Genomic DNA, 13,841 nt, shown 5'->3' with positions numbered 1-13,841 from the left:
GTCGAACCGAGACCGGGGTGTTTCATGACAAGGGGAACTCCCATGCAACGATTGGTAGCGCTGGCCCTGGGCTTGTCGGCGGCGGGCACCGTCTCCGCCGCTGAGCAGTCGCTGACCGTCTATACCTACGACTCCTTCGTCTCCGAGTGGGGGCCGGGACCAGCCATCGAGGCGGCCTTCGAGGCACGCTGTGGCGACTGCGAGCTGCGCTTCGTTGCGCTCGACGGCGGCGTGGATATCCTCCAGCGGCTGCGCCTGGAAGGGGAGGTCAGCGGCGCCGACCTGGTCCTGGGCCTTGACATGAACCTGATGGCCGAGGCCCGCGAGCTTGGGCTGCTGGCCCCCCACGGCGTCGACACCAGTGCGCTCGCTCTGCCCATCGAATGGAACGACGATACCTTCCTGCCCTACGACTGGGGCCATTTCGCCTTCGTCTACGACCGCGAGCAACTCGACGAGCCGCCTGGCAGCTTCGCCGAGCTCTTCGCGGCCTCGGATGACCTCAAGGTGATCATCCAGGACCCGAGAACCAGTGTTGCCGGCCAGGGACTGCTGCTGTGGATGAAGCACGTCTTCGGTGATGAGGCCCCCGAGGCCTGGCAGCGGCTCAACGAGCGTGTGCTCACCGTGACCAACGGCTGGAGCCAGGCCTACTTCTCGCTGTTCATGAACGGCGAAGCTCCCCTGGTGCTCTCCTATGCCACCTCGCCGGCCTACCATATGGCGGTGGAGGAGAGCGATCGCTACCAGGCCGCCGAGTTCGAGGAGGGCCACTATCTGCAGGTGGAGACCGCGGCGATGTTGCGTACTAGCGACGCGCCCGAGCTGGCCCGTGAGTTTCTTGCATTCATGCTGACACCGGACTTCCAGCGCCATATCCCCCTGGGCAACGTGATGAACCCGGCCATCGACCTGGGCGACGAGCTGCCCGAGGTGTTCGAGCGACTGATATCCCCCGAGAGTCTCGTCTTCACACCTGAGGAGGTGCGCGCCGACCGCCGTGCCTGGATCCGCGAGTGGCTGAACGCCGCGGCGCGCTGACCGTGCCGCGCTGGGAGAGACCCTCGCCTTGGCCACCGGGGCTTGGGCTCGTCGCCCTGGCGCTGGTGGCCGGCCTAGGCTTGGGCAGCCTGGTTGCCCTGCTGTGGCAGGCTCGGGAGCTGCATCCGGCCCTGCTGTGGCAGGAGCCGTGGCTCGCTGCCATCCTGCGATTCACCCTCTGGCAGGCGAGTCTTTCCACGCTGCTCAGCGTGGGACTCGCCGTGCCGGTGGCCCTCGCCCTGGCGCGACGGCCCCGCTTTCCCGGTCGCACCCTGCTGCTGCGGTCCATGGAGCTGTCGCTCGTGCTGCCCACGCTGATCGGCCTGTTCGGGCTGGTGGCGGTGCACGGCCGGCGGGGCTGGGCGGCCCCCCTGTGGGAGTGGCTGACCGGCACGGAGGCGGGCTATCTCTACGGCCTCTCCGGGATCGTGCTGGCCCATGTGTTCTACAACCTGCCGCTTGCGGCACGGCTGATGCTGCAGTCCCTGGAGACGGCTCCCGCGGCGCACTGGCGCCTGGCCGCACAGCTGGGGCTCTCGCGGGGGGCGATCTGGCGTGCCTTGGAGTGGCCGCGCCTGGCCCCCCTGCTGCCGCGCTTGGCGGCGCTGGTCTTTACCCTCTGCTTCACCAGCTTCGCCATCGTCATGACCCTGGGGGGCGGGCCGCGCAGCGCCACCTTGGAGGTGGCAATCTACCAGGCGCTCAAGTTCGATCATGACCTGGCACTGGCCGCCCTGCTGGCGCTGACCCAGCTGACCATCTGCCTGACGCTGTGGGGGCTGGCGCTCTCCCGGGGTGGGAGCCCTTCGCTGATAGTGGGGAGCGTGCGGCTGCCGGCCCTGGGGCGCTGGCGCCGTCGCGATGCCTTGGGCGCTTCGCGCTGGCTCGATGCCGGCTGGTTGCTGGCACTGGTGGCGCTGCTGGCTCCGCCGCTGGTGGCCATCGTGATCGCCGGACTAGGTGGGCTCGCCGAGTTGCCTCGCGCGACGAGCCTGTGGCCGGCGGCGGCACGAAGCTTGGTGATGGCCCTGAGCGCGGGCCTGGGTGCCTTGATGCTGGCCATGGCGCTGCTGGCCGGCAGCCGCTGGCTGCGCGAGCGCGGACAGGGGGCCCTGGGCCTGGCGATGGAAGGGGGCGGCCAGCTGATTCTGGTGGTGCCGGCACTGGTGCTGGGTACCGGGCTCTTCCTGCTGCTGCGGCCCACCCTGGGCAGCGGCTGGCAAGGCTATGGCCTGGTGGTGCTGGTCAATGCCTTCATGGCGCTGCCCTTCGCCATGCAGGTGCTGCGCGGGGGGCTGCCGGGGATCTCGGCGGCCGAAGGACGCCTGGCGGATCAGCTCGGTGTGCGTGGAAGGGCGCGCCTGCGCTGGCTGACCTGGCCGCGTCTGCGCCGTCCCCTAGCCCTTGCACTGGCCTATGCGATGACCCTGTCGCTGGGCGACTTCAGCGTCATCGCCCTGTTCGGCAGTCCCTCGGTGCCGACTCTGCCGATGCTGCTCTACCAGCAGCTGGGCGGTTACCGCTGGCAGGGGGCGGCGGCTACCGCGCTGCTGCTGCTGGTGCTGGTTGCGCTGATTTTCGTGCTGCTCGGCGGCCTGACCCGCCGTCCGTCCCGTCCTCGCTGGAGACCCTGATGCTCGACTGTCGCGACCTGACCTTTCACTACCGGCGCGCCGACCCTGGGGAGACGCCATCGTTTTCCTTCAGCTTTCGCCTGGCGCCAGGGGAGTGCCTCTCGGTGGAGGGGGCCTCGGGCTGTGGCAAGAGTACTCTGCTGGGGTTGCTGGCCGGCTTTCTCGAGCCCGAGGGCGGTAGCCTGACCTGGCGGGGAGAGGACCTGCTGGCGCGGCCGCCCTGGGAGCGTGGGATCACTACCGTCTTCCAGGAACATAACCTCTTCGACCACCTGCCGGTATGGGCCAACCTGGGGCTGGGCCTGGCACCGAGCCTGAGGCTAAGTGCCGACCAGCGCCGACGCATCAACGAGGGGCTCGCCGAAGTAGGACTGGCCGGTCTCGAGGAGCGCCTGCCCGGGGAGCTCTCCGGTGGTCAGCGACAGCGGGTGGCGCTGCTGCGGGCCCTGTTGCGGGGTTCGCCTCTGCTGTTGCTCGACGAGCCCTTCACCGGGCTCGATGAGGTCACCCGTGAAGGCCTGTGGCTGCTGGTGCACCGCCAGCAGGAAGCCGGCACCGCGGTGATCCTGGTCAGCCATGATCACGACGATATTGATGCCCTGGCCGATCGCCGCTGCCGGCTGGAGGGGGGGCGGCTAGGGGCTATTCCGATGTTGGGCTAGATCATGGCGGTGGCCCCGCCGTCGATTACCAGCGTCTGCCCGGTGGTAAAGGTGTTCTCGGGAGAGGTGAGCTGCAGCACGGCCCGGGCCACTTCGTCGGGTCTCGCCACGCGCCCGAGCGGCGTGGCCTGCTGCCAACGGCGGCGCGATTCAGAGGCGGCGTCCTGCATGCCGGCGCTGACCGGCCCCGGCGCCACCGCGTTGACCAGAATGCCCCGAGGGCCAAGCTCCACGGCCAGCGCCCGGGTCAGCGCCAGGATGGCGCCCTTGCTCATGGCGTAAGCGCTTCGCTCCGGCCCGGTGCGCAGGCCGTGGGCGGAGGCGACGTTGACGATTCGCCCGCCGTGTGCCATCAGCCTCACGGCGTGCTGCAGGGCCTGAAAGGGGCCGGTAACGTTGATGGCCATTACTCGGGCGAGGGCGTCGGCGTCGGTGTTCTCGAAGCTTGCCCGATGGATGACGCCGGCGGCGTTGATGCAGGCGTCGAGCGTCCCTGCCTCGGTGCGAATCCCTGCGAAGGCGGCGGCCAGGCTCGCCGGCTCGGTAAGGTCGATCCCGATAAACCGAGCCCGCGTCGGCCAGGCGGTGGTCAGCGCTCCGAGCCTCTCCCGGCACCCGCCCAGATCCAGCAGCCAGACTCGATCCCCCCGGGCCAGCAGGGCTTCGGCAATCGCCATGCCCAGGCCACCGCCGGCACCCAGCAGGGCGACATCCTGTGTCTCCATGGCAGAACGGTTCCTCCTTCGGAAAATCGGCATTATAGTGAATTGCGAATCACGCAATCACAACATCATGAATTCTGGACATTCAGGGAGATCGACATGCCTCCGTTTACCCGCCGCCTGCTGGCCACCGCCACGGCGATGCTGATCGGCGCCGCCGCCCTCAATGCGCAGGCCGAGACCCGCGTCACCTACAAGTCCGCCTCGGCGGGGACCGCCTACTACCAGATGGGGGTCGAGCTCTCCGAGGCCATCCGTCGCGGCACCGATGGAGAGATCGTGCTGACCCTGGAGGAGAGCCAGGGCTCGGTGCAGAACGTCATGGAGGTGATGGCGCGCCAGGGCAACTATGTGTTCACCACGCCGCCGGGCCTGGTGGAGCAGGCGCTGGCAGGTGAGGGTGCCTTTGCCGAACGCCAGAGCCCGCGCTTTCAGGAGATCCGCGGCCTCTTTCCCATCCCGGCCATCACCATGCACTTCGTGGCGGCCGGCGATGAGGGCGTGATTGGCCTTGCGGACCTCGAAGACAAGCATATTCTGATCGGCCGAGGCACCTTCGGCGCCCGAGAGGCGGAGCGCTACCTGGAAATGTTCGACCTGCTGGACAAGGTGCGGGTGGCCAGCGCCAGCATCGGCAGCGGCCCCGATGCCCTCAAGAACGGCCAGATCGATGCCTTCGTCACCGCCAGCTCCTTCCCCACTCCCAACGTGATCGAGACCGCTGCCAGCATGCCCATCAGCCTGGTGAGCCTCACCGACGAGCAGATTGAGCAGACCGGTGCGGCGCGCCAGACCATTCCGGGGGGCACTTATCCGGGCATCGATGAGGACGTCGAGACCACCTCGCTGCCGGTAATCGCTTACACCACCAGCGCCATGGACGACGATACCGCCTATACCCTGACCAAGACCTTCTGGGAGCGGCGCGACGCCATGGCCGAGGAGACCGCCTGGTGGGGCGGCATTACCCACGACATGATCGGCAATATCGCCGGCACCCTGCATCCCGGGGCCGTCCGCTACTACGATGAGGCCGGCATCGACGTTCCCGACGCGCTGCGCTGATCCCTCCTCTGGGCCCCGCTCACGGGGCCCGGTCCTGCAAGGTAGAGTCCCTCATGTCTGTCATCTCTTCGCCGTCGGCGGCTCTCACGAGCGTCGGCGAGTCGCGTCTGCATCCTGTTTGGGTGGCCCTGGGCGCCGCCAGCGTCATCTTTCACCTGGGGCTGATCTTCTACGGTCTGACGCCAGCGCTGGTCAGCCGACCCATTCACATGGCGCTGGCGCTGCCCTGGATCCTGATCCTGATGGCGCGGACGCCGTTCGAGCGCTGGAGCGGCTGGCTGCTGACGCTGCTGGGCGTGGCCGCCTGCGGCTATATCGCCTTCAACGAGGAGGCCCTGGCCAACCAGTACGGCTTTATCGATACCCATTTCCAGATGGCGCTGGGGGTCTTCCTGATCGGGCTGGCACTGGAGACGGCGCGGCGGGCGATCGGCTGGCCGCTGCCCACGGTGGCACTCGGTGCCATCCTCTACGGCGTGCTGGGGACCCACATCCCCGGTCAGTTCGGCCATCCCGGCATGCCGATGCAGAGCTTCATCGGCAGCCTCACCATCTCTGAAGGGGGGCTGTGGGGCTCGCTTACCGGGGTGAGCGTCGGCGTGGTGGCGATCTTCGTGATCTTCGGCGCCGTGCTCAACGCCGGCGAGGCCGGTCGCGGCTTCATGAACATGGCGGGCGCCGTGGCCGGTCGGCTGACCGGCGGTGCGGCCAAGGTGTCGGTGATCTCCTCGGCGCTGATGGGGTCGATCTCCGGCTCGGCGTCGGCCAATGTGGCCTCCACCGGGGCCATCACCATCCCCTCCATGGTGCGCCTGGGCTACCCGCGCTCCCTGGCCGGCGGCATCGAGGCCGTGGCTTCGTCCGGCGGGCAGATCATGCCGCCGCTGATGGGCGCCGGCGCCTTCGTGATGGTGGAGCTCACCGGCACCCCCTATACCCAAATCATGGCGGCGGCCATGCTGCCAGCGATTCTCTACTTTGCTACCGTCTGGGTGGGCATCAACGCCTATGCCACCCGCCATGACCTCAAGCCCATGGCCGAGGAGGATCGTCCCTCGGGGCGCGAGGTGCTGATCACCTCGCTGTTTTTTGCGGTACCCTTCGTGATCCTGCTGGAGCGCATCTTTCTGGGCGGCTATACGCCCCAGTATGCGGCGAGCCTGGCGGTCTTTGCCGGCCTGGCATTGCTCTTCTTCGACGTGACGCTGAGCTTCTCCCTGCGCGGCTTCGCCACGCGGCTGGCCGAGGCGCTGGTGACGGCGGGGCGCCAGGTGGCGGTCATTGGCGCCATCATCATCTGTGCCTCGCTGGTGATCGGTGTGCTCTCGCTGACCGGGCTCGGCGTGAAGATCACCTCGGGCATCCTCTCGCTCTCCAACGAGATGCTGTGGCCGGCGCTGCTGCTCACCGCCCTTGCCTGCCTGATCCTGGGGATGGAGGTACCGACCACGGCCGCCTATGTGATCTGCGTCTCGGTGGCCGGCCCTGCCCTGATCGCGCTGGGGCTGGAGCCGTTGCTGGCCCACCTCTTCGTGTTCTGGTTCGCGCTGCTCTCCACCATCACGCCGCCGGTGTGTGGCGGGGTCTTCATCGCCGCCGGCATGGTGGGCGAGAACTGGCTCAAGGTGGCCATGAAGGCCATGGCCCTGGGGATTGGCCTCTACATCATTCCCCTGGCGATGGTCGCCAACCCGGATGTGATTCGGCTTGCCTTCGACCCGTTGGGCGCCGTCTTCGACGCGCTCAAGATCGCCCTGGGCCTGGCCGGCATCTCCTATGGCGTGATCGCGCGGCGGGCGCTCTGGCTGCGCGCCGCGCTGATCGTCGTCGGGGCCCTGATCATCTTTCTGTTTTAGGAGGTCGCATGCGTATCGCAACCCTGGGCCCCGATGGAAACAATCATGTGCTGGTGCTTGGCCGCTATCTCGAGGCCCGGGGCCTCGCCGATGCCGAGGTCAGGCTCTACGACGACTTTCCGGCCGCCTTTGCGGCGCTGGCGGCCGGCGAGGTGGATCGGGTGCTGCAGTGCACCGCCCACTTCAGCCACGCCGACTGCGTGGGTCGCTACATGCATCGGGTATTTCCGGTGGATACCTTCGTGGCCGGCAGCCACCCCTTGGTGCTGGTGGCGCGCCGCGAGGTCGCCGCGCCGCGTCAGGTGGCGCGCCAGCCCGCCACCCGCTACTACACTGACCTTTCCGGCTTCGCCGAGGAGGTCGATGTTCCCACCACGGTGGGGGTGGCTGAAGGGCTGCTGGAGGGTCGCTTCGAAGCGGGCATCTGTGCGCGATATACCCTGGATGCCCACCCCGACACACTGCGCCTGGTCGAGGACCTGGGGCCGGCGCTGGACGTCTGGGTGGTGTACGGCAGAGTGCCGCTGCCGGACGGCCATCCACTGGGGCTGTCTAGCCGGCCTGCTTGAGCGCGGCTAGGGCCTGATGGCCGAAGTCGATGATGGAGCGGTAGTGCCACTGTGCGCTGAGATAGGCGCTTTGCTGGCCGTCAGGCATGGATTCCCTCCGGGTGCAGGTAGTCGATTTACTCCTGTGCGAGCAGCGCCGGACGCAAGCGCCGATCCAGAGGGTCGGTTATCCAGCCGGTGAATGCCACGGCCAGGTCAAAATCGCTTTCCGGGGGAAGTCGCCTCAAATGCCTGGGGGCAGGGACGGTCCAGAGGTGGGGAAGCCTCTCACAGACGGCGCTGGAAGCCGGCGCGAATCTGCTGACGGGCATATTCCCAGCGGCTGGCGGGGGAGGGCGCCGGGGCCTGCTGAGGCAGCGCCTCGATGGCGTGCTGCAGGGCGTCGAGGATAACGGCCAGATGCCGGTGGCAGTGGGAGGAGTCCAGCCCGCCCGGGCAGTGCTCGAGCAGGGCGTCGCACGCTTCGATCGCCGGGGCCAGGGCCCGCTCGGCCTCATCGCTGTCGCTGGCCAGCGTCTGGCACTCCCTCAGCTCCCGGGAGAGCATCATCAGCATCCTGGTGTCGAGCCAGCAGGGCATGCTGTCGCTGGCCTTGCCGGCCATGGAGTTCTTGATGGCCCGGAAGGAGACCTGCAGGAAAACCGCCGTATAGTAGGCCTTGGGCTTTTCTGCATGCATGAAGAACTCCTTCCTGAAAACAAGAACTATTATCAATTCTGCGCCGTGCCGTCTCCGCGGTCAAGGGTTCGACCGGTCAGGCGCTGATCAGTTTCGCCCGGCTGGTGCCGTTGCCCAGGGGCTCCACCTGTATCTGTACCGGGATGCGCTCATGCATCTCCTGGACGTGGGAGATCACCCCCACCCGGCGGCCCAGCGCCTGAAGGCCGTCCAGAGCCTCCATGGCCAGGGCCAGCGACTGGGGGTCGAGGCTGCCGAACCCCTCGTCGATAAAGAGCGACTCGATGGTGAGCTCTTCGGAGGCCATGGAGGCGAGCCCCAGGGCCAGTGCCAGGGAGACCAGGAAGGTCTCGCCGCCGGAGAGCGAGTGCACCGAGCGCTTCTCGTCGGCCATGTCCAGGTCCATCACCAGCAGGCCCAGCTCGCTGCCGCCGCGGCAGAGCCGATAGCGTCGGCTGAGGCCGGCCAGGTGTGCGTTGGCGTGCTCCAGCAGCTGCTCCAGGTTGTAGGCCTGGGCGATGCGCCGGAACGTCTTGCCGTCGGCGGAGCCGATCAGCTCGCTGATCCGGCCCCAGCGGCGGTACTCGCCACGTGCCGCTTCCCGCTCGGCCTGCCCCGTTCGCTGGCGCTCACGGCGGCGGTCGTCGTCGGCTAGCGCAAAGGCGGCGGCGTCTCGGGCCCGCTGGGCCTGGGCCAGCTCTGGTGCCAGGGCCTCCATGGCCTGAACGAGAGCCTCCCGGCGCTGGCGCAGGGGCTCGCCCAGGGCCTCGGCGAGCAGCGCCTCGTCGCTCTCTTCCTGCACCCCTTCGATCAAGCCCTGGCCGCGGCGGTGGCGCAGCAGGGCCTCGCGGCGTTCGGCCAGGGTGGCGGCGGCGCGCTGGCGCTCTGCCTCGGCCGCCTCGATCGCACGCTCCTGCCGGCGGGCCTCGTCGTCGCTCTGGGCCAGCAGCCGCGCCAGGGTAGCGTCATCCAGCTCGGGGTGATGCCCGCGCCACTCGGCCAGGGATCGGGCGAGCCGGGCCCGCTCCTGCTGCAGGGCGGTGAGCTGTTCCTCCTGGTGCGCGAGCCGCTGGGCGAGTCCCTGCTGCTCCCGCTCGGCGTCGTGCCGGCGGGTAAGAGCGCTATCCCGAACCTGGCGGGCCTGGGCCTCGGCAGCGTCCAGGCGCTGCTGCCAGGCCTCCGGCGTGGCGTGGTCGCCGAGCAGGGCGCGGAGGGCCCGCTCGCTCTCGTCATGCTGTTGCTGAAGGGCGGGAAATCGTGTCTCCGACTCGGCCAGGTCGCGATCGGCCCTGGCCTTATCCCCTTCCAGGCGAGTGAGGTTCAGCTCACCCTGGTGCAGTGATTCCGCCAGGGGGGCGAGCTCGGCGTCGGCTCGGGCCAGCGCCTCCAGGGTCTGCTGAGCCTGCTTTCGCTTCGCCTCGCTGTCGTGGTGCTGGGTTTGCAGCCAGGCATCGCGGGCCGGCGTCTCCACGGCGTCGAGCTCGTCGTGGAGCGGGTGATCCCTCAGGGCCGTGCGGGCCTCCGCCAGGCGCCCTGCAGCCTCTGACAGTGTCCGCTCGCCCTGGGCAAGGGCGGCCTCCAGGGCGCGGTACTCGCCCAGCAGGGTATCGCGACGGGCCTGGGCATCGTCGCGGGCCTGCCTCGCCTCCTCGAGCTGACGGGTTTCCTCTGCTTCCTGAGCGGCGAGCTGAGCCGCCTCGGGGGTGGCCGGCGGCTGCGTGCGCCAGGGGTGGTCGCGTCCGCCGCAGACGGGGCAGGGCTCACCTTCCCGCAGGTCGTCGCGCAGCCGGGTCACGCTCTCGCTGCGCACGGCGCGGCTGCGCTCCACCAGGACGGTGACGCTGTCGAGATGCGCCTCGGCCCGGTCGAGGGCCTGGCGGGCTACCTGCCCCTCGGCGAGCAGCCGGTCGCACTTCGCCCGGTCCGCTTCCTGCTGGCTGGCCTGGCGGCGGTGGGTCTCGACGGCGTGCTGGTACTCCTGCCAGCGGCTGGCCAGCTCCCCCAGGGCGAGCCGGCGGGCGGCGGCCCGGTCGAGGGCCTGCTGGCTGGCCTGGCGGGCCGCCGCCGGGTGTGAGTGCTCACCCATCAGCCCGGCCAGGGCCGACTGCCACCGGCGCTGCTGCTCGTGGCGCGCCTCCTGGGCGGCCTGCTCGCGCCGGTGCTCCTCTTCCAGCTTGACGGCCTGCGCCCGGGCGCGGGTGAGCCGGTTCTCGCACTCGGCCAGCTCGCGCTTACGCTCGGTGAGGGCGTGCTGGTGCGCTCGGGCCTCACGAAGGGCCGGCTCGGCCTCGCGGCGTGCCTCGCTGGCGCTTGTGAGGTCCCGCTCGGCCTCCTCAAGAGCGCTGCCGGCGGCCTTTCGCGCGATCTCGGCGGTGGCCAGCGCCTCGTGGGTCTCGCGCCGGGTCGCTGCCAGGGCGTCGAGCTCGTTGGGCAGGGCTGCCTGGCGGGCCAGATCGTGCCGCCGGGGAGCGATCAGGCGGCGCCAGTCGAGGTCGCGTCGCCGATCGGCGAGGGCATGCCAGGTGGCCTCGGCGGCCTGCTGCCGTGTCAGGCCCTCGGCGTAGGCCGCGTGGAGGCGAGCATCGTCGTCGTGCCAGCGCTGTTGGGCCTCGAAGGCTTGCGCCTGGGCTTGCAGGTGAGCCAGGGCTTGCCGGGTAGCCTCGGCGGCGCGCTCGAGCTCGGTGCGGGCCTCGGGCTCGGCGGGCAGGTCGTCGGCGAGCTTCGCCTCCAGGGCCTCCACGGCGCGCTTCGCCTCGCCGGCGCGGCGGAAGGCGGCTTTCGAGATCCGCGAGTACTCCTCGGTGCCGGTGAGGCGCTCCAGCAGGTCGCTTCGAGCGTTGTCGTCGGCCTTGAGGAAGGCGGCGAACTCGCTCTGGGCCAGCAGCACGGCCCGGGTGAACTGCTCGAAGCCGAGCCCCAACCGCTCCGGCAGCAGGCGGTCGAACTCCCGCTTCTGGGTAGTCAGCAGCCGGTCGGCGTCGAGGTCGCGCAGGGACTGCTCCGCGGCCTGCAGGCGGCCGCTGGCCTTCTCCCGGGCGCGGCGCACCGCCCAGCGGGCGCGATAGCGGCGGCCGTCCCGGCCCAGGAAGTCCACCTCGGCATAGCCGCTGGCGGTGCCGCGGCGCAGCAGGGTGCGGGCATCGCTGGTGGTAAGGCGAGAGTCCGGGGTGTCGTCGATCTGGCTGTCCCGGCTGGGCGCCAGGCGCAGCCGCGGGGTGCTGCCGTAGAGCGCCAGGCAGAGGGCGTCGAGCAGGGTGCTCTTGCCGGCGCCGGTGGGGCCGGTGATGGCGAAGAGGCCCGCGTCGCTGAGCGGCGGCGCGGTGAAGTCGAGCGCCAGTGGGCCGGGCAGGGAGGCCAGGTTGGCCAGACGCAGGGCGAGGATCCTCATGGGCGAGCCTCCTGGCGGCGGCTTGGGTCCTGGGCGTCATTCAGGGCGTCACCGTCCAGCACCTCCTGGCGCAGGCGGTCGAAGTCGGCCAGCACGTCGTCGTCCGGGGGGGCCTTCCAGCGCTCCTCCCAGGTCAGGGCGAAGAGCTTGCGGGGGCCCAGGGCCTCCAGCTCCATTCGGGCCGGCGCCGTGGCGTCTTCTCCCCGGGGCAGGCGGCGCTCCAGGCGCAGCAGGCGCACCGCCTTGCCCGCCAGGGCGGCGTCCACCCGGGCGCGCAGGTCGGGAATGGGGGCCTCGAGCTCGACCCGCACCTCCAGCCAGGGCCAGCGCTCGCGCTCGAGGGCGGGGTCATCCTCCAGGGCCTCGAGGGCGGCCAGCACCTCCGCCAGGGGGGCGGGGCCGATACGCCGCATGGCCACCGGGCGCGGCACGGGAATCGGCCGCGCCTCGCTCAGGGTCTCGCCGTCGAGGTGCACCTCCACCACCTGGTGGGCGTAGTCCACCTCGCTGAAGTCCAGGGGCAGGGGGCTGCCGCTGTAGCGGATACGCGCCTCGCCCACCTGCTGGGCCCGGTGCAGGTGGCCCAGGGCCACGTAGGCGATCTCGGCGGGGAAGAGGGCGGCGGAGATCGATTCCTCGCCGCCGATCACGATGGGCCGCTCGCTGGCCTCGGAGACCGCCGCGCCGTGGAGGTGGGCGTGGCTCATGGCCACCAGGGCCTGGCCGGGGTGGCGGCGCTGGAGTGCCGCCTCGACCAGCTGGCGGTGCACCCGGCTGATGCCGGCCACATAGTCATTCGAAGCGGTGGTATTCGAAGCAGGAGCGTCGGGGACGTCGTCGGGGGCGGGCGACGCTTCCTCCTTCACCAGGGCCGCACCGGTCACCTCGGCGGGGCGCAGGAAGGGCAGCGCCAGGCACCAGGCGCGGGTCTCGCCGGCGGCGTCGGTGAGGGGGACCAGCAGGCGGTCGGCGTCCAGGCGGCCGTCGTCCAGCCAGCCCACCCGGCCCAGGGCGTGGGTGCGCAGGCGGCGCATCAGCGGGGCCGGCAGTTCGACGCGGTTGCCGCTGTCGTGGTTGCCGGCGATCAGCACCATGTCGAGGCGCGGCAGCCGCTCGTGGGCGGCGACGATAAAGTCGTAGAGCAGCTCCTGGGCGGCAAGCGAGGGGTTGACCACGTCGAAGATATCCCCGGCCACCAGCAGGGCGTCGGCCTGGCGCTCCACCAGGGTGTCTAGCAGCCAGGCGAGAAAGGCGCGGTGCTCGGCATGGCGCTCCTGGCCGTGGAACGTCTGGCCCAGGTGCCAGTCGGCGGTATGGATCAGCTTCATGGTGGTCTCCCTTCCTGCCGGTATCCGGAAGGCGATAGTCTACGCCACTCGCAAGCGGCTGTTCAGGAGCCCCCATGCCCAGCGTTTTCCTTCATGACTGGAACCTCTCTCCGGCGGAGGCCATCGCCCTGCAGAAGCGCCTGGCCGGGCGCGTGGAGCGCGAGGACCGCCTGGGCGAGGTGCGCCATATCGCCGGAGTGGATATCGGCTTCGAGCAGGGCGGGACGATCACCCGGGCGGCGGTGGTGGTGCTGGCCTGGCCGCCGCGGGGGCCGGGAGTATTCGATGTGGTCGAGGAGGTGGTGCACCGCGAGCCCACGCGGATGCCCTATATCCCCGGGCTGCTCTCCTTTCGCGAGGTGCCGGCGGCGCTGGCGGCCTTCGAACGGCTCGGCGTGATGCCCGATCTCGTCATGGTGGACGGCCAGGGCATCGCCCATCCGCGCCGGCTCGGGGTGGCCTCCCACCTGGGGCTGTGGCTCGACCTGCCGACCATCGGGGTGGCCAAGTCGCGGCTCTGCGGGCGCCACGGGGAGCCGGGGCCCGCGCGGGGCGACTGGACGCCGCTCACCGACGGCCCCGACGACGAGGTGATCGGCGCCGTGCTGCGCTCCCGGGTCGGCGTCAAACCGCTCTTCGTCTCGCCGGGGCACCGGGTGTCGCTTGCCACCGCGCTCCGTTGGGTGGTGGGCTGCCTCGGGCGCACCAAGCTGCCGGAGCCGACCCGGCTGGCCGACCGCCTGGCCTCCCGGCGGGGTCAGGCTGCTAATTTTATTTAAGGGTCTGACCCGAATGGCACTTACTTAAGGAATAGAGGAAGCGTAACTCCTTGATATAAATGAAAACAGGCGAGGGATGAGGTATTGTGTAAGTCGCAAAACCACACACAAACCGCCAA

At 69.9% G+C, this 13,841-nt stretch carries 11 protein-coding genes; 7 read left to right on the top strand and 4 right to left on the bottom strand.

Annotated features, from left to right (window positions below; all coding sequences use genetic code 11):
• Positions 1 to 42 precede the first annotated feature (42 nt).
• The 3 genes from thiB to NHL60_RS13775 are packed head-to-tail and all read left to right on the top strand — an operon-like array spanning position 43 to position 3,337.
• Positions 43 to 1,041, top strand: coding sequence for a thiamine ABC transporter substrate binding subunit (gene thiB, locus NHL60_RS13785; RefSeq protein ID WP_253444467.1), 999 nt, complete (start codon positions 43 to 45; stop codon positions 1,039 to 1,041).
• The gene (gene thiP, locus NHL60_RS13780; RefSeq protein ID WP_253444464.1) at positions 1,017 to 2,675 is read left to right on the top strand and encodes a thiamine/thiamine pyrophosphate ABC transporter permease; all 1,659 of its coding nucleotides are present in this window, start codon (positions 1,017 to 1,019) and stop codon (positions 2,673 to 2,675) included. The genes thiB and thiP overlap by 25 nt, the downstream gene beginning before the upstream one ends.
• Positions 2,675 to 3,337 (top strand): ATP-binding cassette domain-containing protein, encoded by a 663-nt coding sequence (locus NHL60_RS13775; RefSeq protein WP_253444462.1) that lies wholly within the window; start codon positions 2,675 to 2,677, stop codon positions 3,335 to 3,337. Before thiP ends, NHL60_RS13775 begins: the two co-directional genes overlap by 1 nt.
• Here the strand turns inward: NHL60_RS13775 and NHL60_RS13770 are convergent.
• A complete protein-coding gene (locus NHL60_RS13770; RefSeq protein WP_253444459.1) occupies positions 3,334 to 4,062 on the bottom strand; it encodes an SDR family NAD(P)-dependent oxidoreductase in 729 nt (242 codons plus the stop codon). The genes NHL60_RS13775 and NHL60_RS13770 overlap by 4 nt on opposite strands.
• Positions 4,063 to 4,158: 96 nt before the next feature.
• Here NHL60_RS13770 and NHL60_RS13765 point away from each other — a divergent pair, with 96 nt between their 5' ends.
• The 3 genes from NHL60_RS13765 to NHL60_RS13755 are packed head-to-tail and all read left to right on the top strand — an operon-like array spanning position 4,159 to position 7,549.
• Entirely contained in the window at positions 4,159 to 5,124 is a 966-nt protein-coding gene (locus tag NHL60_RS13765; RefSeq protein ID WP_253444456.1) for a TAXI family TRAP transporter solute-binding subunit, read from the top strand.
• 53 nt (positions 5,125 to 5,177) lie between these two features.
• Positions 5,178 to 6,980, top strand: a complete 1,803-nt coding sequence (locus tag NHL60_RS13760; RefSeq protein WP_253444453.1) for a TRAP transporter fused permease subunit — start codon at positions 5,178 to 5,180, stop codon at positions 6,978 to 6,980.
• An 8-nt stretch (positions 6,981 to 6,988) separates the two neighbouring features.
• Positions 6,989 to 7,549, top strand: a complete 561-nt coding sequence (locus NHL60_RS13755; RefSeq protein ID WP_253444437.1) for a hypothetical protein — start codon at positions 6,989 to 6,991, stop codon at positions 7,547 to 7,549.
• A gap of 267 nt (positions 7,550 to 7,816) precedes the next feature.
• On the opposite strand, the gene NHL60_RS13750 is transcribed toward NHL60_RS13755, so the two are convergent.
• The 3 genes from NHL60_RS13750 to NHL60_RS13740 all read right to left on the bottom strand — a co-directional run bounded on the left by NHL60_RS13750 (position 7,817) and on the right by NHL60_RS13740 (position 12,943).
• Positions 7,817 to 8,227, bottom strand: a complete 411-nt coding sequence (locus NHL60_RS13750; RefSeq protein ID WP_253444435.1) for a hypothetical protein — start codon at positions 8,225 to 8,227, stop codon at positions 7,817 to 7,819.
• A 76-nt stretch (positions 8,228 to 8,303) separates the two neighbouring features.
• Entirely contained in the window at positions 8,304 to 11,615 is a 3,312-nt protein-coding gene (locus NHL60_RS13745; protein ID WP_253444432.1) for an AAA family ATPase, read from the bottom strand.
• Positions 11,612 to 12,943 carry an exonuclease SbcCD subunit D C-terminal domain-containing protein gene (locus tag NHL60_RS13740; RefSeq protein WP_253444429.1) on the bottom strand — a complete coding sequence of 444 codons (1,332 nt, stop codon included), beginning with the start codon at positions 12,941 to 12,943 and terminating at the stop codon, positions 11,612 to 11,614. The genes NHL60_RS13745 and NHL60_RS13740 overlap by 4 nt, the downstream gene beginning before the upstream one ends.
• Before the next feature lie 74 nt (positions 12,944 to 13,017).
• Between NHL60_RS13740 and nfi the strand changes: the two genes are divergently transcribed.
• On the top strand, positions 13,018 to 13,722 hold the full coding sequence (gene nfi, locus NHL60_RS13735; protein WP_253444426.1) for a deoxyribonuclease V: 705 nt from the start codon (positions 13,018 to 13,020) through the stop codon (positions 13,720 to 13,722).
• Positions 13,723 to 13,841 lie beyond the last annotated feature (119 nt).

It is taken from the genome of Halomonas sp. Y3 (genome assembly GCF_024137965.1).
GTDB lineage: Bacteria > Pseudomonadota > Gammaproteobacteria > Pseudomonadales > Halomonadaceae > Halomonas > Halomonas mongoliensis.
The sequence above is the reverse complement of the archived record's forward strand: the minus strand, read 5'-3'. Positions and strand labels throughout refer to the sequence as shown.